The following is a 21,573-nucleotide window of genomic DNA, read 5'->3' as shown; positions in this document are numbered from 1 at the left end:
GGCACATCCCCCATGCGCATCCCCGCCTACGCCGCCCCCGCCGCCGGGCAGCCGCTGGCCCCCACCACCGTCGAGCGCCGCGACGTCGGCCCGCGCGACGTCCTGATCGCGATCGAGTACGCCGGCATCTGCCACTCCGACATCCACACCGTCAACGGCGACTGGGGTCCGATGCCCTTCCCCGTCGTGCCGGGTCACGAGATCGTCGGCGTCGTCGCCGAGGTCGGCTCCGACGTCACCACCCACCGGGTCGGCGACCGCGTCGGCGTCGGCTGCATGGTGAACTCCTGCCGGGAGTGCGCCAACTGCCGCAACGGCGACGAGCAGTACTGCCTGGCCGGCATGGTCCCCACCTACGCCGGCACCGACCGCGACGGCACCACCACCCAGGGCGGCTACTCCACCCACGTGGTGGTCGACGCCGACTTCGCCCTCCGCGTCCCGGCGGGCCTCGACCCGGCGGCGGCCGCGCCGCTGCTGTGCGCCGGCATCACGACGTGGTCGCCGCTGCGCCGGTGGGGTGCCGGCCCCGGGAAGAAGGTGGCGGTCGTCGGCCTCGGCGGGCTGGGTCACATGGCCGTGAAGCTCGCCGCCGCGATGGGCGCCGAGGTCACCGTCCTGTCGCAGTCGCTGAAGAAGCAGGAGGACGGTCTGCGGCTCGGCGCCGACGCCTACTTCGCGACGGGCGACCCGGACACCTTCTCCCGGCTGGCCGGCCGGTTCGACCTGGTCGTCAACACCGTCAGCGCGGCCATCGACGTCGACGCCTACCTGTCGCTGCTGGCGGTGGACGGCGCGCTGGTCAACGTCGGCGCTCCCGCGGAGCCGCTCAGCCTGAACGTCATGTCGCTGATCGGCGGCCGCCGCAGCTACGCCGGCTCGATGATCGGCGGGCTGGCGGCCACCCAGGAGATGCTCGACTTCTGCGCCGAGCACGGCATCGGCGCCGAGGTCGAGGTCATCCCCGCCGACCGGGTCAACGAGGCCTACGAGCGGGTGCTGGCCTCCGACGTCCGCTACCGGTTCGTGATCGACGCCGCCACCCTGCGGTGACCTCCGACCAACTGGTCTCCGCGGCCGGGCCGGCGGTGCTGGCCGTCGGCACGTTCCTCCGGTCCTGAGCCGCGGCCACCGGCGGCACTTCCTGCGGAGCGTGCCGCCGGTGGCCCGGCAGGTCAGGTGGTGCGGCGCCGCGCGGCCATCGCCAGGACGACGCCGGCGATCCCGGCGACGAGGCCGAGCGCCCCGACGACCAGGGCGGTCACGGCCAGCCCCGAGCTGCCGGAGTCCCCGTCGGCCGCGGCGTCGGTCGAGGACGACGCCTCGGACACCGTCGGGCTGTCCGACTCCTCCGCCCCGCCCCCGTGGGCGCCGGCGTCCCCGCTGAGCGTCAGGACCGGGGCCGGGTACTGCGGCTCCTCCTGCCCCTCCACGGTCGGCTCGATCCAGGCCTGCTCCATGCCGTCGTCGTAGGTCTGCACCGCCGGGAAGCTGATCGAGTCGACCTCGGGGATCGGACCGGCGCTGATGGCGAAGGTCTGGTACTGCCCGGGCGCGATGCCCTGGCCCGGCTCCGCGGTCCAGGTGATCTCGGTGACGCCCTCGGTCACCTCGGTGCCGTGCACCTCCACCGGAGGATCGATCGGCCCGGTGGTGGTCGTCGCCGTCCACCCGGGGATCGGCTTGACGCTCACCGAGGCCAGCGGGGTGTCGGCGGGGACCTGCACCCGCAGCGAGACGGTGGAGGCGGTGTCGCTCTCGTTGGGTACCCGGAACACCAGCTCGCCGTAACCGCCGGGAGCGGCGTCCGCGGAGGACACGCGCACGTGCGCGGAGGCGATGCCCATCCCCCCGGCCAGGACGGTCACGGTCGCGAGTCCGGCGGCAGCCAGCGCGCGGAGGGGACGGACGAGCACGGGCAACTCCTTCGTCGACCGCGGGCCGGCCCGCTGCCGGCCCGTGCGGTTGACGAGGTAGTCGCTCGACCCGCCCCGGTGGTTCCCGCCCGCAGGCGATCGTCGCGCCGATCACAGCCCCTGGTGCGCGGCCGCGGATCAGCCGCGGGTGCCGGACCTCCGCGCCCTGCCGGAGCGGCGGGCCCGGCGGGCCAGGCCCACCGCGAGCGGGGGCAGGACGACGGTCGCGGCGGCGACGGCGAAGGCTGCGATCTGCACGCGTCCCGAGCTCCCCGCCCCGAGCAGCGCTCCACCCACCGTCGCCAGGCCGGTGGCGGCGGCCAGCAGACCGAAGCCGAGGATCGCTCGCCTCGAGCGCTCCTCGTCCGGCCCCGGAGCGCTCGCCCCACGGGCCGTGACGGCCCCGACCGTCGCGACGGCGACCGCGGCGACCAGCAGGACCGGTGCCAGCCAGCTCACGTGGGCCTCCGATCTCCGCTGCCCGCCCCGTACTCCTGCATCGCCTACCCCGTGCCCTGCTCGGGACCCGGCGCCGGCGGAGTCGTCACCGAACCGTCATGGAGTCCACGTCTCCCGCCCGGGTGACCCGGGCGGCACCACACGCCCCCCGGGCGGCACGGTCACCGCGGGCAGGCGCCGCCGGCCGCAGCCGGTGCAGAAGACGCTCCGCCGATCGGGGTGGGCGGCTCGGGGGCAGCACATGGCATCTCTCCTCGCGTCGACGTGGCCTGGGCACCGTGCCGGACCAGGCGCCGGCCGCGAGCGGGACGGGAGGGGGTGGGACGAGTCGTCAACGGATCGTCATGAAGGCTCGGCCCTTCGTGGCGGTTCCGTGACGGCGCGGCGGACACGCCGATCGGGCGGTTTCCGCGGTGCCGGCATCGGCGTACGTCCGGCGGATGCACGCGATCTGGGTCCAGGCCCCGCACAACCTGCACTGCCCTCGATGCGATCGCCGGCTGGTCCAGCAGGCCGACGTCCACGGCCATGGCCGCGAGGAGTTCGTCGACGTGGATGACGCGAGCACGCTGACCTGCCCGGGCGGGCATCGGCTGCCGACGCCGCAGGAGCTCTACGACCACCGGGAGCGCCGCGGGTACGCGCCCGTCGCTCCGGTGTCACAGGTTCCGCCGCCGCACGGCTGACCGCCGTCCGCCGCCGCGCCGGAGACCCGCTCGCGACGCCGCCGCCCGCGGACGAGGTGACGCCGCAGGGAGCGGACATGCTCCGCAGCACGTCGCCGGCGAACCACCCGACGGGTCCGTGGACGGACCGGTCGACGTCCTAGCGCAGGAGACTCCGCGCGATCACCATGCGCTGGATCTGGTTGGTGCCCTCGTAGATCTGGGTGATCTTCGCGTCGCGCATCATGCGCTCGACCGGGAAGTCGCGGGTGTATCCCGCGCCGCCGAAGAGCTGGACGGCGTCGGTGGTCACCTTCATGGCGACGTCGGAGGCGAAGGCCTTGGCCGCGGCGCACAGCCGGCCGAGGTCGGGGTCCACCTTGCCGCCGGAATGGCCGGACTCACCACGGGCGGCGGCGACGTACACCAGGTGCCGAGCCGCCTCGATCTGCATGGCCATGTCGGCGAGCATGAACTGCACGCCCTGGAAGTCGCTGACCGCCTTGCCGAACTGCCGGCGCTCGCGGGTGTAGGTGACCGCGGCGTCCAGCGCGCCCTGCGCGATGCCGACGGCCTGCGCGCCGATGGTCGGGCGGGTGAAGTCCAGCGTCCGCAGCGCGGTCTTGAAGCCGGTGCCGGGCTCGCCGATGATCCGGTCGGCCGGGATGGTGCAGTCGGTGAAGTAGAGCTCGCAGGTCGGCGAGCCCTTGATCCCCATCTTCCGTTCCTTGGGGCCGACGGCGAAGCCCGGGTCGTCGCGGCGGACGACGAACGCGGAGATGCCGTTGGCCCGCTTCTCCGGGTCGGTGACGGCCATGACCGTGTACCACTCGCTGACGCCGGAGTTGGTGATCCAGGCCTTGGTGCCATTCAGCACCCAGCTGTCGCCCTCGAGCCGGGCGCGGGTCCGCATCGCCGCGGCGTCGGAGCCGGCCTCCCGCTCGGACAGCCCGTAGCTGATCATCGCCTCGCCGGACGCGATCGAGGGCAGCACCTGCTTCTTGAGCTCCTCGCCGGCGGACAGGATGATCGGCATCGAGCCGAGCTTGTTGACCGCCGGGATCAGCGACGCGCTGGCGTCGACCCGCGCGACCTCCTCGATCACGATGCAGGTGGCGATCGCGTCGGCGCCCTCGCCGCCGTAGGCCTCGGGGATGTGGGTGGCGTGGAAGCCGGCCCTGGTCAGCGCCTGCTGGGCCTCGACCGGGTACCGGGACTCCTCGTCGACCTCGGCGGCGAACGGCGCGATCTCCCGCTCGGCGATGTCGCGGACCGCCGCCCGGATCGCGTCGTGCTCCTCGGTCAGCTGGTACAGCCCTGCGTCGTTACCCACGGGTACAGATCGTAGGACGTCCTCGGAGTCAACCGCCCGCGAGGCGCTCCTGCAGCGCGGCGTCGCGGGCGAGCACGGACTCGGCGAGGTCGGCCTGGAACCGCTCGACCGCCGCGCGCAGCGCGTCGTCGGCGGCGGCCAGGATGCGGACGGCGAGCAGCCCGGCGTTGCGGCCGCCGCCGATGGAGACCGTCGCGACCGGCACGCCGGCGGGCATCTGCACGATCGAGAGCAGGCTGTCCAGGCCGTCGAGCCGGTCCAGCGGGCGCGGCACGCCGATGACCGGCAGCGGCGTCGCGGCGGCGACCATGCCGGGCAGGTGGGCCGCTCCCCCGGCGCCGGCGATGACCACGCGCAGCCCCCGGCCGGCGGCGGACTCGGCGTAGTCGAGCATCCGGCGCGGCGTGCGGTGCGCCGAGACGACGTGCACCTCGTGGGGGACGCCGAACTCGGCCAGCGCCTGCGCGGCCGGCTCCATCATCGGCCAGTCCGAGTCGCTGCCCATGACGATGCCGACGACCGGCCCGCTGCTCTCGGCCATGCTCAGTGCTCCTCGGGAAGGGCTCAGTGCTCGGGAAGGCTCAGTGCTCGGGAAGGCTCACTGCTCGGGAAGGCTCAGTGCTCGGGAAAGGCGAAGGCCGGGTCCACGACGCCGTCGGCCAGGTACCGGGCCGCCGCGGTCGCCCGCGCGCGGACCTCGGCCAGGTCCTCGCCCAGCGCGGTGACGTGCCCGAGCTTGCGGCCGGGGCGCTGCCCCTTGCCGTACCAGTGCAGCTTCACGTCCGGCCAGTGCGCCATGAGGTGGTGGACCCGCTCGTCGAGGCGGGGGCCGGTCCAGTCCTCCGCGGCCGCCGCGCCGCCCAGCACGTTGGCCATGACCACGACCGGCGCGGTCATGGCGGTGGCGCCCAGCGGGTAGTCGAGGACGGCGCGCAGGTGCTGCTCGAACTGGCTGGTCCGCGAGCCCTCGATCGTCCAGTGGCCGGAGTTGTGCGGGCGCATGGCGAGTTCGTTGACCAGCACGCCGTCGGCGGTCTCGAACAGCTCGACGGCGAGCAGGCCCACGACGCCGAGCCGGTCGGCGATCCGGATGGCCAGCTCCTGGGCCGCGGCCGAGGCCTCCTCCGACAGCCCGGGCGCGGGGGCGAGCACCTCGTGGCAGACGCCGTCGCGCTGCACCGTCTCCACCACCGGCCAGGCGGCGACCTGCCCGAACGGCGAGCGGGCGACAAGCGCGGCCAGCTCGCGCACCATCGGCACCCGCTCCTCGGCCAGCAGCGTGCCGTGCCGTTCGAGCAGCGGAGCGGCCTCCGCCGCGTCGGAGACGACGAAGACGCCGTGGCCGTCGTAGCCACCGCGCGGGGTCTTGAGGACGACGGGCCAGCCGTGCGCGCCGGCGAAGTCGGCCAGCCCGGTGGGGGTGCTCACCTCCGCCCACGCCGGCTGCGGCTCGCCGGCCCCGGCCAGCGCCCGGCGCAGCACGAGCTTGTCCTGCGCGTGCACCAGGGCGGCCGACCCCGGAGCCACGCGGACGCCGTCGGCCTCGAGGGCGGCGAGGTGCTCGGTGGGCACGTGCTCGTGGTCGAAGGTGACCACGGTGGCGCCGTCGGCGACCCGGCGCAGCGCGTCGAGGTCGCGGTGGTCGCCCAGCTCCACGTCGGCGGCGACCAGCGCGGCGGACTCCCCCGCGCCGGAGGAGAGGACACGCAGCGACTGGCCGAGGGCGATCGCGGCCTGGTGCGTCATCCGGGCGAGCTGCCCGCCGCCGACCATGGCGACCACCGGCAGCCCCGTCGCGGGGTCGAGTGCGGCAGACACGGGGATCCATGATCCTCCGCGCTCCCCGGCGGGGCCCACCCGGGGCCGTTCGCGACCGACGACACATGCGCAGAGTCACCGGGAATGACCAGTCCGCCACGTAGACTCCGCCGCGATGAACGCGCACGCGGACGGGGCGCCGCAGACCCCCTTGTGGCGGACCCTCGTCAAGGAGGGCGGCGCCTTCGTCGTCGTCGGCGGCTTCTGCTTCCTGCTGGACGTCGGCCTCTTCCAGCTGCTCTACGCCGAGCTCGGCGTGGGGGCGGTGACCTCGAAGCTGGTCAGCACGGTCATCTCCGTGTGGGTGTCCTACTACGCGCACCGCTACTGGTCGTTCTCCCACCGCGAGCGCACCGGCCCCAAGCGGGAGCTGACGGTCTTCTTCGTCGTCAACGTGTTCACCCTGCTGCTGTCGCTGGGCATCGTGGCGCTGGTGCGCTATCCGCTGGGCCAGGACAGCCCGCTGGTGCTGCAGGCCGCCAACCTGTCGGCGATCGCGCTGGGCACGCTGATCCGCTTCCTGAGCTACCGGCGCTGGGTCTTCGTCGCCAGCGACCACCCGGCCGCCCGCATCGCCGAGCGCCCCGAGCCGCAGGACCTCCGCGCCGCCGCCTGACCGCGGCGCCCGCACCACCACCGACTCCGGCCGGTCCGCACCCGCGGGCCGGCCGGAGTCGTTCCGGGCCCGGGCCCGGCCGGAGTCAGCCCGCCAGCCGGGAGCCCTCCCGCCCGGCGAGCACCTCGACCGTGGTGGGGATCCGGGTGCGCAGCTCCTCGAGGTGGCTGATCACCCCGACGGTGCGGCCACCGCGGCGCAGCTCGTCGAGCACGGCCATCACCGAGTCCAGCGCGCGGGCGTCGAGGGTGCCGAAGCCCTCGTCGACGAAGAGGGTGTCCATCTGCACGCCGCCGCTCTCGGCGGTGACGACGTCGGCCAGGCCCAGCGCCAGGGCCAGGGAGGCCATGAAGCTCTCGCCGCCGGACAGCGTCTTGGTCGGCCGGAGCGTGCCGGTGTACTCGTCGAAGACGTCCAGCCCGAGCCCGCCGCGGGCGCCGTGGCGGCCCTGCGCGTCGCTGTGCCGGAAGGTGTAGCGGCTGCCCGACATCTCCAGCAGCCGCCGGCTGGCCACCTCGGCCACCTGCTCCAGCCGGGCGGCCAGCACGAAGGACTGCAGCCGCATCCGCTTGGTGTTGGCGCCGCGTCCGCCGACGAGGTCGGCCAGGCCCGAGACCTGCTCGGCGGTGGCCCGCAGCTGGGCGAGGGTCTCCTCCGCGGCGACCAGCTCGCCGGCCACGCCGGCCAGCGAGCCGGCGCAGCGGGTGGCGCGGTCGCGGGCGGCGACGGCCTCCTCGCGGCGCGCGGTGAGCTCCTGGCACCGCCGCTGCAGCGCGTCGAGGTCCGGCCGCTCCCCCAGGTCGGCGAGCTCGGGCTCGGCCAGCACTCCCAGGACGGTCGCCCGGGCGTGCTCGGCCTCGGTGATCCGCCGGTCGAGCGCGGCCAGCTCGCCGGCCTCCAGCAGTGCGTCGGAGGCGTCGAGGACGTCGGCGAAACCGGCCCCGGCGGCACGCTCCTCGGCGGCGGCACGGGCGGTGTCGGCGGCGACCCGGGCGCGCAGCTCCTCGGTCTCGGCGGCCAGCACCGCCTCGCAGCGCTCGGCCGCCGCGGTCAGCCGGCGGGCGCGGGCGTCGAGGTCGCGGTCGGCGCCCCGGACGGCGTCCAGCCGGCCGGCGAGCTCGGCGAGGTCGGCGACCCGCGCCGCGTGCTCCGCGGCGCACCGCTGCAGCTCCTCGCGGTCCTCCGCCAGCGCGCGGGCGGCCTGCTCCCGCTGCTCGGTCAGCGCCGCGAGCCGGGCCCGGGCGTCGTCCAGGGCGGCCGCGGCGGCCGCGACCCCGGCCAGCTCGGCGTCGGCGGCCTCGGCCGCAGCGGCCAGCTCGGCCGCCGGCAGCTCCCCAGCGCGAGCGCGCAGCGCGGCGAGCTCGCGGGCGTGCTCCTCGACGGCCGCCCGTGCCGCCGCCGCCCGCGACTCGGCGGCGTCGACCTGCTCGCGGGCGGCGTCCTCGTCATCGGCGGTCACCGACGCCGCGGCCGGCGCGGCCGGGCGCGGATGGTCGGTGGCCCCGCAGACCGGGCAGTCCTCGCCGTCGGCCAGGCCGGCGGCGAGCTCGGCGGCCATGCCGTCGAGCCGCCGAGTGCGCACGTCGACCAGGTGCTCGCGAGCGGCCAGCCACGCCTCGCGGGCCTGGTCGGCGGCCGTGCGGGCGGCCGCCAGCACCGGCTCCAGGCGCTCGGCCGAGCGCGCCGCGGTCAGCGCGGCCCGTGCGGTGGCCGCCGCGACCTCCAGCCCGGGCAGCCGGGCGGCGGCCGCCGCGGCGACCTCCACGGCCTCCTGCCGGGCGGCCAGCCGGGCCGGCTCCGCGGCCAGCTGCTCCTCGGCCTCGGCGCAGCGGCTGGTGAGGTCGGCGATCCGGGCCTCGAGCGCGGGCACCCGCCGGCGCAGCTCGGCGGCCCGGGCCGCCTCCGGCAGCAGCGCCCGAGCCTCGGCGGCGGCGTCGCGCAGCTCCCGTGCCACGTCGGTGGCGGCGTCGCGGCCCTCGGCCACCTCCGCCCACGCCGCGCGGGCACCGGTGAGCGCGCCGGCGGCGGTCTCGGCCGCGAGCGCGGCGCGCCCGGCGGCCTCCAGCACGTCGCGCAGCGCCTCGGCCCGGCGGCCGGCGTCGCGCCGGGCGCGCACCGGCACCAGCGCCGGCTCCTCCGCGGTCAGCCGGGCCAGCTCCCGCTCGGCGCGGGCCCGCCGGTCGTGCCGGTCGGCCAGCGCGCGGGCCCCGGCCAGCTCGGCCGAGGCCGCGGTCGCCGCGACCGCGGCCTCCTCCGCCGCGGCCGTGGCGGAGGCGAGGTCGGCGGCGGCCCGGGTGCGGACGGCGCCGACCCACCGGTGCACCGGCCCCCGCGGATCGGCGCCGACCAGCTCCGGCGCCAGCTCCTCGGGCACGTCGACGTCGGCGATCTGCGCGACCCGGGCCAGCAGCGCGCCCATCCGCGCCCGCTCCGTGCGCAGCGCCTCGTCGGCGGCCCGCCGCTCGCCGGCCAGCCACTCCTCGGCGCGGGCGAACCGGCCGACGTCGAACAGCGTGCGCAGCAGCTCGGCGCGGGCCTCGGGCTCGGCACGCAGGAACCGGGCGAAGTCGCCCTGGGGCAGCAGCACGACCTGGCAGAACTGGTGGACGTCGAGACCCAGGCGGGTGCGCAGGTGGTCGGAGCCCTCGTCGATCCGGGTGCTGACCGGCTCCCAGCCGCCGTCGGTCAGCCGGGAGACCACGAGCTTGGCCTGCTCGGTGGTCATGCCCTCACCGCGCTTCTTCGGCCGCTGCTGCTCCGGCCGGCGGGTGACCCGCAGCCGTTCCCCGGCGAGGGTCAGCTCGCAGGTGACCTCGGTGCGCACGTCGGCGGCGGCGTGGTCGCTGCGCAGCCGCTTCTCCTCGCCGCGGGCGCCGGGAACGGTGCCGTAGAGGGCGAAGACCACCGCGTCGAGCAGGGTCGTCTTGCCGGCCCCGGTGGGACCCCACAGCAGGAACAGCCCGTCGCGGGCCACCGCGTCGAGGTCGACGGTCTCGGTGCCGGGGAACGGGCCGAACGCGGTCAGGGTGAGCGAGTGGAGCCTCACCGGGCCACCTCCTCGCGGGCCGCGGCGCCCAGCGCCCGGCCGAGCAGCTCGCGCTCGGCGGCGGTGACGCCGACGCCGTCGCGGACGTGCGTGACGAACTCGCCGGCGACGTCGATGTCGCTGCGCCCGCGCAGCCGCTCCCGGTAGCTGCGGCCGTCGGCCACCGCGCCGCTGCCGCTCCACTCCAGGTGCACGCAGTGCGGGAAGCGGCCCTGCAGCCGGCGCATCGGGTCGGCCGGCCGCACCGGGTCGGTCAGCCGGGCCGAGACGAACGCCTCCTCGGCCGCGGTGTGGGCGGCGTCCTCCAGCAGCTCGGTCAGGGTGCCGGTCAGCACGACCAGCGGCCGCGGGGTGGGCAGCGGCACGGGACGGACCTCGGCCAGGCCGGAGGCGTCGAGGTCGACCAGCCACGCCTGCTTCTGCTGGCCGGCCTCGCCGAAGGAGTAGGCCAGCGGCGAGCCGCTGTACCGGAGCCGCGGCGACAGCGTCTGCGGCCGGTGCAGGTGGCCGAGGGCGACGTAGTCGACGCCGTCGAACACCGACGCCGGCACGAGGTCGACCCCGCCGACGCAGATGTCGCGCTCGCTCTCGCTGGCCACCCCGCCGCCGACGAAGGCGTGCGCGAGCACGACCGAGCGCGCGCCCGGCCGCCGGGCCAGGTCGGCGCGGACCCGGCGCATCGCCTCGCCGAGCACCGCCTCGTGGCTGCGGGCCTCCTCGAGGCCGAGCTCGTGCCGCGCCACCTCCGGCTCCAGGTACGGCAGCCCGTAGACCGCCACCTCGCCGTGCGCGTCGGCCAGCAGCACCGGCTCGTCGAGCGCGGCGGTCACCGCGCGCACGTGCACCCCCGAGGAGGCCATGAGCCCGGCGCCGAAGGAGAGCCGGCGCGCGGAGTCGTGGTTGCCCGGGGTGAGGACGACGACCGCCCCGGCGCTGCGCAGCCGCATGAGCACGCGGTCGAGCACCGCCGTCGCGTCGGCCGAGGGGATGGCCCGGTCGTAGACGTCACCGGACACCACCACCACGTCGACCGACTCCTCGGCGACGACCTCCGCCAGCCGGCCGAGCACCGCCTCCTGCTCGGCGAGCAGCTCGGTGCCGTGGAGCGACCGGCCGATGTGCCAGTCCGAGGTGTGCAGGAGCCGCATGGCCGCAGAAGGTAGGCGGGGGTACCGACGAAACCGGCCAGGCTCGCCGTGACGGACCCGTCACAGCGCGCTGCCCGGTGACAGCCCGGCCCGCCGTCCCTAGCATCCGTCCCACCGTCGCTCCGGGAGGCTGCTGCCGTGCCACTCGCTCCGGGCGACGTCTTCGCCGGGTACACCGTCGAGCGATTGCTCGGCGAGGGCGGGATGGGCGCCGTCTACCTGGCCCGGCACCCGCGGCTGCCCCGCTCCGACGCGCTCAAGGTGCTGCGTCCCGAGCTCTCCGCCGAGCCCGACCACACCCGGCGGTTCCTGCGCGAGGCCGACCTGGTGGCCGGGCTGGCGCACCGCAACATCGTCCCGGTGCTCGACCGCGGCGAGGACCGCGGGCGGCTGTGGCTGGCCATGCCCTACATCGAGGGCATCGACGCCGAGGAGGCGCTGGCCGCCGCGGGCGGGCTGATGCCGGCCGAGCGGGTGGTGCACATCGTCACCGAGGTCGCCGCGGCCCTGGACAGCGCGCACCGCCGCAACATGGTGCACCGCGACGTGAAGCCGGCCAACGTGCTGCTGGCGCGCGAGGACGCCGACGAGCCGGAGCAGGTCTTCCTCACCGACTTCGGCATCGCCAAGTCGCTGGACGGCGGCACCCGCATCACCCGCACCGGCGCGGTCCTCGCCACCTTCGAGTACGCCTCCCCCGAGCAGATCGAGTCCCGCCCGCTCGACGGCCGCTCCGACGTCTACTCGCTGGGCTGCGTGCTGTACCGGCTGCTGACCGGGTCGGTGCCCTTCGGCGGCGCGTCGGTGGCCGCCGCCCTGCACGGCCACCTCTCCCTGCCGCCGCCGCGGCCGACGGCCGTCGTCCCGTGGCTGCCGCCGCGCCTGGACGACGTCGTCGCCCGCGCCATGGCCAAGGACCCCGCGGAGCGGTACCCGACCGCCCGCGCCCTGGCCGCCGACGCCGCCGCCGCGCTGACCGACCTGCCGCCCGCCCCGCCGCTGCCGTACCGGATCACCGTCGCCCGGCGGGCCCGGGGCGGCCCGGCCGTCACCGGACCGGTGCACACCGACCGGCTGCCCGCGGACGACGCGCAGTGCATCGCCGCGCTGGTCCGCCGCACCCGCTTCTTCGACCTGCCGGGCTCCCTGCTGGACCCGCCTCCGTCGGTCGCCCGCGCGGGCCGCACCGGCGCCGCCCAGCACGTCACCGTGGAGGTCGCCGGCGGCGGCCGCAGCGCCCGGGTGGTGGCCGACCTCGCCTCCGCCTTCTGCCCGCCGGACCTGCCCGGGCTGCTGGCCACCGTCGAGGCGGCCGCCGGCGCGCCGGGCGCGGGCGGCGAGCCGACGACCGTCGTCCGGCCCGCCGCCGGGCCGCCGACCGGTCCCCGGACCGGACCGCGCCCACCGTCCACCGGGCCGCATCCACCACCGTCCACCGGGCCGCGCCCGGCGCCGGTGCCGGGCCCGCCGGCCGGCGCCACCCCACCGGCACCGGCCGCCCTCCCGGCGCACCCGCCTCCGCTGCCGAGGCTGCCCGCCACCCCGCCGCCGTGGCAGCACCCAATCCCGCCGCGGGGCGCGGTCCGGGACGCCGGGGTCCGGGACGCCGGGGTCCGGGACGCGGGCCCGCCCCCGGCCGCGCGCACCGGCCCGCCCCCGCCACCCGGCCCCGCCCGGCCGCAGCGCCGCCGCCGCTGGCCGGCACTGCTCGCCGTCGTCCTGCTGCTCGCTGCCGGCGCGCTGATCTGGCTGCTCACCCGCGGGGACGACCCGGGCCGCGCCCCGTCGGGCGACGCCGGCGGAACCGACGCGGAGCAGGCGCTGGCCGCGCTCCCCCGCGGGCCCGCGCTGCCGGCCGGCACCCTGGTCGTCCCGCACCAGGTCGACCCCTCGAGCTCCTACCTGGAGACCGCCGTCGACCTGTGGCTGGTCGACGCCGACACCGGCGCGGTGGGCACCCGGCTGACCGACTCCGGGCGCGCACTGCACCCGGTGATCTCCCCGGACCGGCGGTCGGTCGTCTACTGGTACGGCGACGGGCAGACCGCCGAGCTCCGGGTGGTGGGCACCGACGGCAGCGGCGACCGGCCGCTGTTCGACCCGGCCCCCGCGGACTGCCCGCAGCCGCAGCGGCCGGCGTGGAACGTCTCGGACCCGACCCAGCTCGCCCTCGCCTGCTCCGGCCCCGACGGCGCCTCGCTGCGGGTGGTCGGCCTCGACGGCGCGACGGTGCGGGACCTGGACCCCGGCGTCCCGTTCCTCGCCGACGTCGCGTTCTCCCCCGACGGCACCGAGGTGGCGTACTGGGGCAACGACGACCCCGGCGTGGACGGCGGCGCGCTGTACGCCGTGGCCGCCGACGGCGGATCGGCACCGCGCCGGCTCACCGACTCCGCCAGCGACGCCGACCCCGTCTGGTCACCCGACGGCACGCAGTTGGCGTTCCGCCGGGTCGTCGCCCCGGGCGAGGCGGTGGTCGTCGTGATGGCCGCCGACGGTTCCGGCGAGCGCGAGGTGACCTCCGGCGGCTACGACCAGGACCCGGCGTGGTCCCCCGGCGGCGACGCGCTGGCCGTCAAGCGCAGCCTGCCCACCGACGACGGCGTCTCGCACGTCTGGGTCATGGGCCCGGACGGCGCGCACCCCCGCCAGCTGCCCGATCCGGAGGACGTGACGATCCACGCCCCGGCATGGGGTCCGCGCTGAGCGGGGGTGCGCTGCGGCCGTGCGGTCAGGCCCGGTGGCCCGGCCCCCGGCTCAGCACCTGGGCCTCCGGGACCGCCGAGCGGATCGGCGCCTCGTGCGGGAGCGGCGGCAGCGACGCCCGCCGCGACACCGGCAGACCCGGAGCGCTGGGGACGGCGGTCCGCGGCGGGGCCATCGTGTCGGTCATGCCGAGCACCTCGGCCGGACCGACCGTGACGAAGTGCCCCTCGCTGGCCGCGACGACGCCGCGCTTGCTGCCCTGCGGGCCGATGCGGCGCATCCACTTGCGCGCCGGCTCCTCGACGAACCGCCAGAGCAGCCAGGCCGCGAGCACCGACACCACGATCAGGACCGGCTGCATGAACGACCACAGCGCCGTTCCGTGCGCGATCTGCGGGACCCGCTTGGCGAGGTCGTCGAACACCTCGAACACGATCGAGTGCACCAGGTAGAGGGCGAAGGAGATCTTCCCGCCGAGGACCATGGTCTCGCGGCCGAGGAACCCGGCCACGCCCCGCGGCGGCGCCACCGCCAGCGCTCCGACCAGCACGGGGAAGAAGAGCGCCGAGACGCCGACGTAGATCCCCGGCTCGCCGGCGGAACGGACCGAGCCCCAGTAGCAGACGACCAGGATCTCGACCACGGCGAACGCCGCGACGAACGCGCCCCAGCGCTCCGCCACCGGCGAGGAGCCCATCCGCCGGACGGTCAGGCACACCAGCCCACCGGCGACGAACGCACCGGCGATCCGCAGGATCCAGGGGATGTCGAAGTCACCGTTGCCGGCGAAGGACATCGCGCCGAGGGGGGCCATCACGCCCACCGCGAGCACGGCCAGGACCGCGGCCGGCAGCCGGCGCAGCCGCCACAGGACGAGGACGACCAGCGGGAAGGCGACGTAGGCGAGGAACTCCACGCTCAGCGACCAACCCGGCTGCACGTAGGTGGCGCCGAAGATGGACTCGCGGTGCCAGACCTGCACCATGAACAGCTGCTCGACCAGGCCCCACAGCGTGACGATCCGCTGCCGGTCCGGCGGGGCGTTCAGCCCGTGGTCGGTGAGCAGCAGCCACCCGGAGAACAGGACCGTCAGCAGGATCCACAGCGGCCAGACCCGGCTCAGCCGCGCCCACAGGAACACGCCGATCCGGCGCGCGTCCACGCGCGACCCCATCGTGTCCAGGTAGGTCAGCGCCATCACGAAGCCGCTGAGCACGAAGAAGAGGTCCACGCCCAGCCAGCCGGCCTGGATCACCGGCATGAACGGGTCGATGTGGGTGCCGAAGGTGCCCCGCAGCCCGCTCTGCAGGTGGAACACCAGCACCCACATGGCCGCGACGATGCGCAGGCCGGTCAGCGCGCGGATCTCACCTCGGGAGATGGGGTGGGCCGACGGCGTCGCCGCCGGCCCGGAGCCATCAGCGCGGTGCGCGCTGGCGGTGTGCTTGTTCGTCACAGGAGAACCCAACGTCGTGTCCCGTGAGGGAACGGTCCGGATTGGCGTCCCAGCCACAGTAAGGGCGTCCCACCAGCGACTTCAGTCGAGGACACGACGAATCCGTCACGCTCCGTCGGCAGGTGTTGACAGCGCGACACCGACCGCGCAGGTCAGAACGCCGGAGCGTCGTATCCCTGGTCGTCCCCGCGGATGTACCCGGCGTTCTCCCGGCCGCGCCGGTCGGCGTCCTCTTCGACCATGTGGTTGAGCAGCTGCTGCACGCCGTCGCTGTCCGGGATCTGCTTGAGCACGGTCGCACCGCTGTCGCCGGCGGACTCGATGGTGAGGGTCCCGGAGTTGATCAGCCGCTCCCAGACGCTCTGGCTGTAGGAGACGTCGGTGATGCGGGACAGCCCGATGTCGCGCCCCTTGCGCGCCAGGATGCCCTCCCGGAACAGCAGCCGGTGCGTGGTGATGACGTAGTGGGTGGTCCGCCAGCGCAGCAGAGGCACGAGCACGAAGACCAGCAGCAGGACGGCGGCCAGCGCCACGATCAGCAGCCGGACCAGCCCCTGCTGCCGCCCGTCGGGCACGACCGCGGCGCCGAAGGAGGCACCGCCCACGACGAGCAGGAACAGGACGACGGGCCAGAAGATCGTCAGCCAGTGCGGGTGGAGGTGCCGCACGACCTGTTCGTCGTGGGCGAGGAGCTTGTCGGGGTACGGCACGGCGACAGGATGGCCGACGCCGCTCGCGCCCGGCAGCCCCCGGTGTGCGGTGGCGCCGTGTCCGCGCCACCCGTCACACGCGTCCCCCGCGACCCGGGCGGACGTGGCGGACGTCGCCGCTGGCCAGCTCCACCGTGCCCTCGGGCGTCCGCACGACCAGCCGGCCGTCCCAGTCCACCGCCTCGGCCACGCCGCTCAGGGAGGAGCCGTCCGGCAGCGTCACGGTCACCTCCGTCCCGACCGTGGAGCACCAGGCGAGGTAGTCGTGCGCCAGCCCACTCTGCACCGGGTCGCCGAGCGCGGCGACCCACGGCCGGTACCGGCGCTCCAGCGCCCGCAGGTACTCCAGCAGCACCGGTGCGCGGTCGACGGTGCGGCCGACCTCGAGGGCCAGCGACGAGCCGGTCGGAGGCAGCTCGTCGGGCCGCGTGGAGACGTTGAGCCCGACCCCGACGACGACCGCGGTGCCGGAGACCTCGGCGAGGATCCCGGCGAGCTTGGTGCCGTCGGCGGCCAGCAGGTCGTTGGGCCACTTCAGCGAGGTGCGGACGCCGGGCACCTGCCCGACCGCCTCGGCCAGGGCGACCCCGACCAGCAGCGGCAGCCAGCCGCGCCGGGCGGCGGGGACGTCGGGGCGCAGCAGGACCGAGACGGTGAGGCCGGCGCGGGGCGGGGAGCTCCAGGCCCGGTCGAGCCGGCCGCGACCGGCGTCCTGGTACTCGGCGACCAGCACCGTCCCCTCCGGGGCGTCGGCGGCCGCCGCGGCGACGAGGTCGGCGTTGGTCGAGCCCACCTGGTCGACGACCCGCAGGTCGCGCCACAGCGAGCCCTCCCGCGTCAGGGCCTCGCCGAGGGCGGCGGCGTCCAGCGCCGGGCGCTCCAGGTCTGACCAGCGGGAGCGGGCTGATGGCGTCTCCGGCACTCACCTACGCTACGGAACCCGTGGGCGCGCTGGCGAGCCCACGCCCCGACGCAGCGCCGCGATCGCGGCCGGAGAGCGCCAGCGAGGAGGATGCGTGAGCGCGGCCGAACTCGAGAGCGCCGGGGAGCACGTCCCCGACGACATCGACATCCACACCACCGCCGGCAAGCTGGCGGACTTCGAGCGGCGGGTCGAGGAGGCCGTCCACGCCGGCTCGGAGCGGGCGGTGGAGAAGCAGCACGCCGCCGGCAAGATGACCGCCCGCGAGCGCATCGAGGCGCTGCTGGACCCGGGCTCGTTCACCGAGCTCGACGAGTTCGCCCGCCACCGCTCCACCAACTTCGGGATGGACGCCCGCCGGCCCTTCGGCGACGGCGTCGTCACCGGCTACGGAACCGTCGACGGGCGGCCGGTGTGCGTCTTCTCCCAGGACGTCACCGTCTTCGGCGGCAGCCTCGGCGAGGTCTACGGCGAGAAGATCGTCAAGGTGCTCGACCTGGCCATCAAGAACGGCTGCCCGGTCATCGGCATCAACGAGGGCGGCGGCGCGCGGATCCAGGAGGGCGTGGTCTCCCTCGGCCTCTACGGCGAGATCTTCCTGCGCAACGTGCACGCCTCCGGCGTCATCCCGCAGATCTCGCTGGTGATGGGCGCGGCGGCCGGCGGCCACGTCTACTCCCCCGCGCTCACCGACTTCATCGTCATGGTCGACAAGACCAGCCAGATGTTCATCACCGGCCCCGACGTGGTGAAGACGGTGACCGGCGAGGACGTCACCCTCGAGGAGCTCGGCGGCGCGCGCACCCACAACACCAAGTCCGGGGTGGCGCACTACCTGGCCGAGGACGAGACCGACGCGCTGGAGTACGTCAAGGCGCTGCTGTCCTACCTGCCGAGCAACAACCTCGACCCGCTGCCGGCGGTCGAGGTGGCCCCGGTCGACGTCACGCTGCCCGACGCGGTGACCGACTCCGACCGCGAGCTCGACACCTTCATCCCCGACTCGGCGAACACGCCCTACGACATGCACGCCGTCATCGAGCACGTGCTCGACGACGGCGAGTTCCTCGAGGTGCAGCCGCTGTTCGCGCCGAACATCCTCATCGGCTTCGGCCGGGTCGAGGGCCGGCCGGTCGGCGTCGTGGCCAACCAGCCCACCCAGTTCGCCGGCACGCTCGACATCGACGCCAGCGAGAAGGCCGCGCGGTTCGTCCGCACCTGCGACGCCTTCAACATCCCCGTGCTGACCTTCGTCGACGTCCCCGGCTTCCTGCCCGGCACCTCGCAGGAGTGGGAGGGGATCATCCGCCGCGGCGCCAAGCTCATCTACGCCTACGCCGAGGCCACCGTCCCCAAGGTCACGGTCATCACCCGCAAGGCCTACGGCGGGGCCTACGACGTCATGGGCTCCAAGCACCTGGGCGCCGACGTCAACCTGGCCTGGCCGACCGCGCAGATCGCCGTCGTCGGGGCGCAGGGGGCCGTCGGCATCCTGTACCGCAAGGAGCTGGCCGCGGCCGAGGACCCCGACGCCCGCCGCGCGGAGCTGATCGCGGAGTACGAGGACACCCTCGCCAACCCCTACATCGCCGCCGACCGCGGCTTCGTCGACCAGGTGATCCTGCCGTCGCACACGCGGGTGCAGGTGACCCGGGCGCTGCGGCTGCTGGCCAACAAGCGCCAGACGCTGCCGCCGAAGAAGCACGGGAACATCCCGCTCTGATGACCGGGCCGACAGGAGAGACGGAACCGCAGCGCCCGCTGCTGCGGATCGTGCGGGGGGAGCCGACGGACGAGGAGCTCGCCGCCCTCACCGTCGTGGTGGCCGCGCTCGCCCAGCAGGGCCGCCCCCGGCGCCGGCCGGTCCCCGTGGGCGCGTGGGCGAGCCACGCCGACGGCCACCGGCGTCCCGTGCAGGCCGGCCCGGGCGGCTGGCGGGCGTCGGGACGGTTCGCGTGACCCGGCGGCTGGTGCTGGCGTCGGCGTCGCCGGCCCGGCTGGCGCTGCTGCGCCAGGCCGGGATGGCACCGGAGGTCGTGGTCAGCCACGTCGACGAGGACACCGTCCAGGCCGCCCGGGTGGCCGAGCGGGTGGCGCTGCTGGCGGCGGCCAAGGCCACCGCGGTGGCCGCCCGCGAGACCGACGCGCTGGTCATCGGCGCCGACTCGCTGCTGGAGTTCCGCGGCCAGGCCATGGGCAAGCCCGCCGACGCGCACGAGGCCCGCGACCGCTGGCAGCGCATGGCCGGCCGGTCCGGCGTGCTGCACACCGGCCAGGCGCTGTTCGAGGTCACCGGCGGTGAGGTCACCGGGCGGGACGTCGCCGTCGTCTCCACCACGGTGCACTTCGCCGACCCCACGCCGGCCGAGCTGGAGGCCTACCTGGCCACCGGCGAGCCGCTCGCGGTGGCCGGCGCCTTCACCCTCGACGGCCTCGGCGCCTCCTTCGTCCGCCGGGTCGACGGCGACCCCGCCGCGGTGGTGGGGTTGTCGCTGGCGACGCTGCGCGTGCAGCTGGCCCGTCGCGGTGTCGCGGTCACCGACCTGTGGCAGCGCTGACCACCCGTCCCGACCACCCGGACCTGCTGGTCGCCCCCGGGGCGCCCGTGGTTACAGTCCGCACGAGCGCTAGAGAGGGAGATCACCGGTGCAGAAGGTCCTGATCGCCAATCGCGGTGAGATCGCCGTGCGCGTCGCCCGCGCCTGCAAGGACGCGGGGCTGACCAGCGTGGCCGTGTACGCCGAGCCCGACCGGGACGCCCTGCACGTCCGCGCCGCGGACGAGGCGCACGCCCTCGGCGGGACGACGCCGGGTGACTCCTACCTGGTCATCGACAAGATCCTCGACGCCGCGCGGAAGTCCGGCGCCGACGCCGTCCACCCCGGCTACGGCTTCCTGTCGGAGAACGCCGAGTTCGCCCAGGCGGTCATCGACGCCGGGCTGACCTGGATCGGCCCCTCCCCGCAGGCGATCATCGACCTCGGCGACAAGGTCGCCGCCCGGCACATCGCCACCCGCGCCGGGGCGCCGCTGGTGCCCGGCACCAAGGACCCGGTCGGCGGTGCCGACGAGGTCGTGGCCTTCGCCGAGGAGCACGGGCTGCCGGTCGCGATCAAGGCCGCGTTCGGCGGCGGCGGGCGCGGGCTGAAGGTGGCCCGCACCAAGGAGGAGATCCCCGAGCTGTTCGACTCCGCCGTCCGCGAGGCCGTCTCGGCCTTCGGCCGCGGCGAGTGCTTCGTCGAGCGCTTCCTGGACAAGCCCCGGCACGTCGAGGCGCAGGTGCTCGCCGACACCCACGGCAACGTGATCGTCGTCGGCACCCGCGACTGCTCGCTGCAGCGGCGCAACCAGAAGCTGGTCGAGGAGGCCCCCGCGCCGTTCCTCACCGACGAGCAGCGGGCGCGCATCCACGAGTCGGCCAAGGCCATCTGCAAGGAGGCCGGCTACCACGGTGCCGGCACCGTCGAGTACCTGGTGGGCACCGACGGCTCGATCTCCTTCCTCGAGGTCAACACCCGGCTGCAGGTCGAGCACCCGGTCAGCGAGGAGACCAGCGGCATCGACCTGGTGCGCCAGCAGTTCCGGATCGCCGAGGGCCTCCCCCTGGAGATCACCGAGGACCCGGCGCCGCGCGGCCACAGCATCGAGTTCCGGATCAACGCCGAGGACGCCGGGCGCAACTTCATGCCCGCGCCCGGCCCGGTCACCCGGCTGGAGATCCCGCAGGGCCCCGGCGTGCGCTGGGACTCCGGCGTCGAGACCGGTGGCGAGGTGGCCGGCGCGTTCGACTCGATGCTGGCCAAGCTGATCGTCACCGGCGCCACCCGCGAGGAGGCGCTGCAGCGCGCGCGGCGGGCGCTCGACGAGCTGGTGGTCGAGGGCATGCCGACGGTCATCCCGTTCCACCGCGCCGTCGTCCGCGACGAGGCCTTCACCACCGAGCCGTTCACCGTGCACACCCGGTGGATCGAGACCGAGTGGGACAACCAGGTGCCGCCCTACGCCGCCGCGCCGGCCGAGCAGGACGAGGCCGAGCCGCGCCAGGTCGTCGTGGTCGAGGTCGGCGGCCGCCGGCTCGAGGTCTCCCTGCCCGCCGGCCTGGCCACCGGTGGCGGCGGCGGCGCCGCCCCGGGTGCGGCCGCCAAGCCCCGCAAGCGCGGCGGCGGCCACGGCGGGTCCGGCGCGTCGGGGGACTCCCTCACCTCGCCGATGCAGGGCACGATCGTCAAGGTCGCCGTCGACGAGGGCGCGACCGTCGCCGCGGGCGACCTCGTCGTCGTCCTGGAGGCGATGAAGATGGAGCAGCCGATCACCGCGCACAAGGCGGGCACCGTGACCGGGCTGTCGGCCGAGGTCGGCGCGACCGTCACCAGCGGTGCGGTCATCTGCACGATCGCCGACGCCGCGGAGTAGCCCCGCCGGACGACGAGGGCCCGCCACCGGTTCGCCGGTGGCGGGCCCTCGTCGCGTCCGGGCTCAGGCCGGGAGCTGCTGCACGGTGCCGTCCGGCCGCTCGAGGAGGGTGCCGCGCTGGAACCGGGTCTCGGTCCCGGTCCCGTCGGTGCGGGCCACCGGGCCGGCGACCGGGTAGCCGAGCACCCCGGCCTGCGCGCCGAGCTCCCGCCAGCGGGTCAGCGTCGCGCCGCGGACGACGTGCGCGCCGGTGGCCGGCGACCAGTAGATGACCCCGCCCTGCAGCCGCACCAGCGCACCGGTGCCGTCGGCGGTCCCGCCGTCGTCGGCGATCGGATAGCCCAGCACCGCCGGACCACCGTGCG

At 75.7% G+C, this 21,573-nt stretch carries 19 protein-coding genes; 8 read left to right on the top strand and 11 right to left on the bottom strand.

The window, feature by feature from the left end; genetic code table 11:
- Positions 1-12 precede the first annotated feature (12 nt).
- Positions 13-1,053: an NAD(P)-dependent alcohol dehydrogenase gene (locus tag ACI79R_RS11535; protein ID WP_456573762.1), complete on the top strand. Its 1,041-nt coding sequence runs from the start codon at positions 13-15 to the stop codon at positions 1,051-1,053.
- Positions 1,054-1,175: 122 nt separating this feature from the next.
- Here the strand turns inward: ACI79R_RS11535 and ACI79R_RS11530 are convergent, their stop codons facing one another.
- Together ACI79R_RS11530 and ACI79R_RS11525 are read right to left on the bottom strand one after the other, a co-directional pair.
- On the bottom strand, positions 1,176-1,916 hold the full coding sequence (locus ACI79R_RS11530; RefSeq protein ID WP_456573761.1) for a YcnI family copper-binding membrane protein: 741 nt from the start codon (positions 1,914-1,916) through the stop codon (positions 1,176-1,178).
- A gap of 138 nt (positions 1,917-2,054) precedes the next feature.
- Positions 2,055-2,375 (bottom strand): hypothetical protein, encoded by a 321-nt coding sequence (locus ACI79R_RS11525; RefSeq protein ID WP_456573760.1) that lies wholly within the window; start codon positions 2,373-2,375, stop codon positions 2,055-2,057.
- Positions 2,376-2,815: 440 nt separating this feature from the next.
- Between ACI79R_RS11525 and ACI79R_RS11520 the strand changes: the two genes are divergently transcribed.
- Positions 2,816-3,061, top strand: coding sequence for a hypothetical protein (locus ACI79R_RS11520; RefSeq protein WP_456573759.1), 246 nt, complete (start codon positions 2,816-2,818; stop codon positions 3,059-3,061).
- 139 nt (positions 3,062-3,200) lie between these two features.
- On the opposite strand, the gene ACI79R_RS11515 is transcribed toward ACI79R_RS11520, so the two are convergent.
- The 3 genes from ACI79R_RS11515 to ACI79R_RS11505 all read right to left on the bottom strand — a co-directional run bounded on the left by ACI79R_RS11515 (position 3,201) and on the right by ACI79R_RS11505 (position 6,191).
- Positions 3,201-4,373: an acyl-CoA dehydrogenase family protein gene (locus ACI79R_RS11515; RefSeq protein ID WP_456573758.1), complete on the bottom strand. Its 1,173-nt coding sequence runs from the start codon at positions 4,371-4,373 to the stop codon at positions 3,201-3,203.
- A gap of 28 nt (positions 4,374-4,401) precedes the next feature.
- Positions 4,402-4,914 carry a 5-(carboxyamino)imidazole ribonucleotide mutase gene (purE, locus tag ACI79R_RS11510; RefSeq protein ID WP_456573757.1) on the bottom strand — a complete coding sequence of 171 codons (513 nt, stop codon included), beginning with the start codon at positions 4,912-4,914 and terminating at the stop codon, positions 4,402-4,404.
- Between the two features lie 74 nt (positions 4,915-4,988).
- Positions 4,989-6,191 carry a 5-(carboxyamino)imidazole ribonucleotide synthase gene (locus tag ACI79R_RS11505; protein ID WP_456573756.1) on the bottom strand — a complete coding sequence of 401 codons (1,203 nt, stop codon included), beginning with the start codon at positions 6,189-6,191 and terminating at the stop codon, positions 4,989-4,991.
- 115 nt (positions 6,192-6,306) lie between these two features.
- Between ACI79R_RS11505 and ACI79R_RS11500 the strand changes: the two genes are divergently transcribed.
- Entirely contained in the window at positions 6,307-6,807 is a 501-nt protein-coding gene (locus ACI79R_RS11500; RefSeq protein ID WP_456573755.1) for a GtrA family protein, read from the top strand.
- Between the two features lie 85 nt (positions 6,808-6,892).
- On the opposite strand, the gene ACI79R_RS11495 is transcribed toward ACI79R_RS11500, so the two are convergent.
- Together ACI79R_RS11495 and ACI79R_RS11490 are read right to left on the bottom strand one after the other, a co-directional pair.
- Positions 6,893-9,853, bottom strand: a complete 2,961-nt coding sequence (locus ACI79R_RS11495; RefSeq protein ID WP_456573754.1) for an AAA family ATPase — start codon at positions 9,851-9,853, stop codon at positions 6,893-6,895.
- The gene (locus tag ACI79R_RS11490) at positions 9,850-11,001 is read right to left on the bottom strand and encodes an exonuclease SbcCD subunit D (RefSeq protein ID WP_456573753.1); all 1,152 of its coding nucleotides are present in this window, start codon (positions 10,999-11,001) and stop codon (positions 9,850-9,852) included. Before ACI79R_RS11490 ends, ACI79R_RS11495 begins: the two co-directional genes overlap by 4 nt.
- Positions 11,002-11,139: 138 nt before the next feature.
- Here ACI79R_RS11490 and ACI79R_RS11485 point away from each other — a divergent pair, with 138 nt between their 5' ends.
- The gene (locus tag ACI79R_RS11485) at positions 11,140-13,707 is read left to right on the top strand and encodes a protein kinase domain-containing protein (RefSeq protein ID WP_456573752.1); all 2,568 of its coding nucleotides are present in this window, start codon (positions 11,140-11,142) and stop codon (positions 13,705-13,707) included.
- Between the two features lie 25 nt (positions 13,708-13,732).
- Here the strand turns inward: ACI79R_RS11485 and ACI79R_RS11480 are convergent, their stop codons facing one another.
- The 3 genes from ACI79R_RS11480 to ACI79R_RS11470 all read right to left on the bottom strand — a co-directional run bounded on the left by ACI79R_RS11480 (position 13,733) and on the right by ACI79R_RS11470 (position 16,795).
- Positions 13,733-15,163 carry an acyltransferase family protein gene (locus ACI79R_RS11480; RefSeq protein ID WP_456573751.1) on the bottom strand — a complete coding sequence of 477 codons (1,431 nt, stop codon included), beginning with the start codon at positions 15,161-15,163 and terminating at the stop codon, positions 13,733-13,735.
- A gap of 152 nt (positions 15,164-15,315) precedes the next feature.
- Entirely contained in the window at positions 15,316-15,873 is a 558-nt protein-coding gene (locus tag ACI79R_RS11475; RefSeq protein WP_456573750.1) for a PH domain-containing protein, read from the bottom strand.
- 73 nt (positions 15,874-15,946) lie between these two features.
- The gene (locus tag ACI79R_RS11470; RefSeq protein ID WP_456573749.1) at positions 15,947-16,795 is read right to left on the bottom strand and encodes a biotin--[acetyl-CoA-carboxylase] ligase; all 849 of its coding nucleotides are present in this window, start codon (positions 16,793-16,795) and stop codon (positions 15,947-15,949) included.
- 94 nt (positions 16,796-16,889) lie between these two features.
- Between ACI79R_RS11470 and ACI79R_RS11465 the strand changes: the two genes are divergently transcribed.
- From ACI79R_RS11465 to ACI79R_RS11450, 4 genes are all read left to right on the top strand, one after another.
- Entirely contained in the window at positions 16,890-18,518 is a 1,629-nt protein-coding gene (locus ACI79R_RS11465; protein WP_456573748.1) for an acyl-CoA carboxylase subunit beta, read from the top strand.
- On the top strand, positions 18,518-18,754 hold the full coding sequence (locus ACI79R_RS11460; protein ID WP_456573747.1) for an acyl-CoA carboxylase subunit epsilon: 237 nt from the start codon (positions 18,518-18,520) through the stop codon (positions 18,752-18,754). Before ACI79R_RS11465 ends, ACI79R_RS11460 begins: the two co-directional genes overlap by 1 nt.
- Positions 18,751-19,353 (top strand): Maf family protein, encoded by a 603-nt coding sequence (locus tag ACI79R_RS11455; protein ID WP_456573746.1) that lies wholly within the window; start codon positions 18,751-18,753, stop codon positions 19,351-19,353. Before ACI79R_RS11460 ends, ACI79R_RS11455 begins: the two co-directional genes overlap by 4 nt.
- Before the next feature lie 88 nt (positions 19,354-19,441).
- Positions 19,442-21,208, top strand: a complete 1,767-nt coding sequence (locus ACI79R_RS11450) for an acetyl/propionyl/methylcrotonyl-CoA carboxylase subunit alpha (protein WP_456573745.1) — start codon at positions 19,442-19,444, stop codon at positions 21,206-21,208.
- 63 nt (positions 21,209-21,271) lie between these two features.
- Here the strand turns inward: ACI79R_RS11450 and ACI79R_RS11445 are convergent.
- A partial coding sequence (locus tag ACI79R_RS11445; RefSeq protein ID WP_456573744.1) for an LGFP repeat-containing protein occupies positions 21,272-21,573 on the bottom strand: 302 nt, incomplete at its 5' end.

This window comes from Blastococcus sp. SYSU D00820, assembly GCF_054050695.1.
Note: the sequence above shows the minus strand (reverse complement) of the source record. Positions and strands in the feature narration are given on the sequence as shown.

What these genes read in the sequence shown, in the direction of transcription:
- ACI79R_RS11535 (WP_456573762.1), top strand. Translation starts at nt 13, where the DNA reads ATGCGCATCCCCGCCTACGCCGCCCCCGCCGCCGGGCAGCCGCTGGCC.
- ACI79R_RS11520 (WP_456573759.1), top strand. Translation starts at nt 2,816, where the DNA reads ATGCACGCGATCTGGGTCCAGGCCCCGCACAACCTGCACTGCCCTCGA.
- purE (WP_456573757.1), bottom strand. Translation starts at nt 4,914, where the DNA reads ATGGCCGAGAGCAGCGGGCCGGTCGTCGGCATCGTCATGGGCAGCGAC.
- ACI79R_RS11500 (WP_456573755.1), top strand. Translation starts at nt 6,307, where the DNA reads ATGAACGCGCACGCGGACGGGGCGCCGCAGACCCCCTTGTGGCGGACC.
- ACI79R_RS11490 (WP_456573753.1), bottom strand. Translation starts at nt 11,001, where the DNA reads ATGCGGCTCCTGCACACCTCGGACTGGCACATCGGCCGGTCGCTCCAC.
- ACI79R_RS11460 (WP_456573747.1), top strand. Translation starts at nt 18,518, where the DNA reads ATGACCGGGCCGACAGGAGAGACGGAACCGCAGCGCCCGCTGCTGCGG.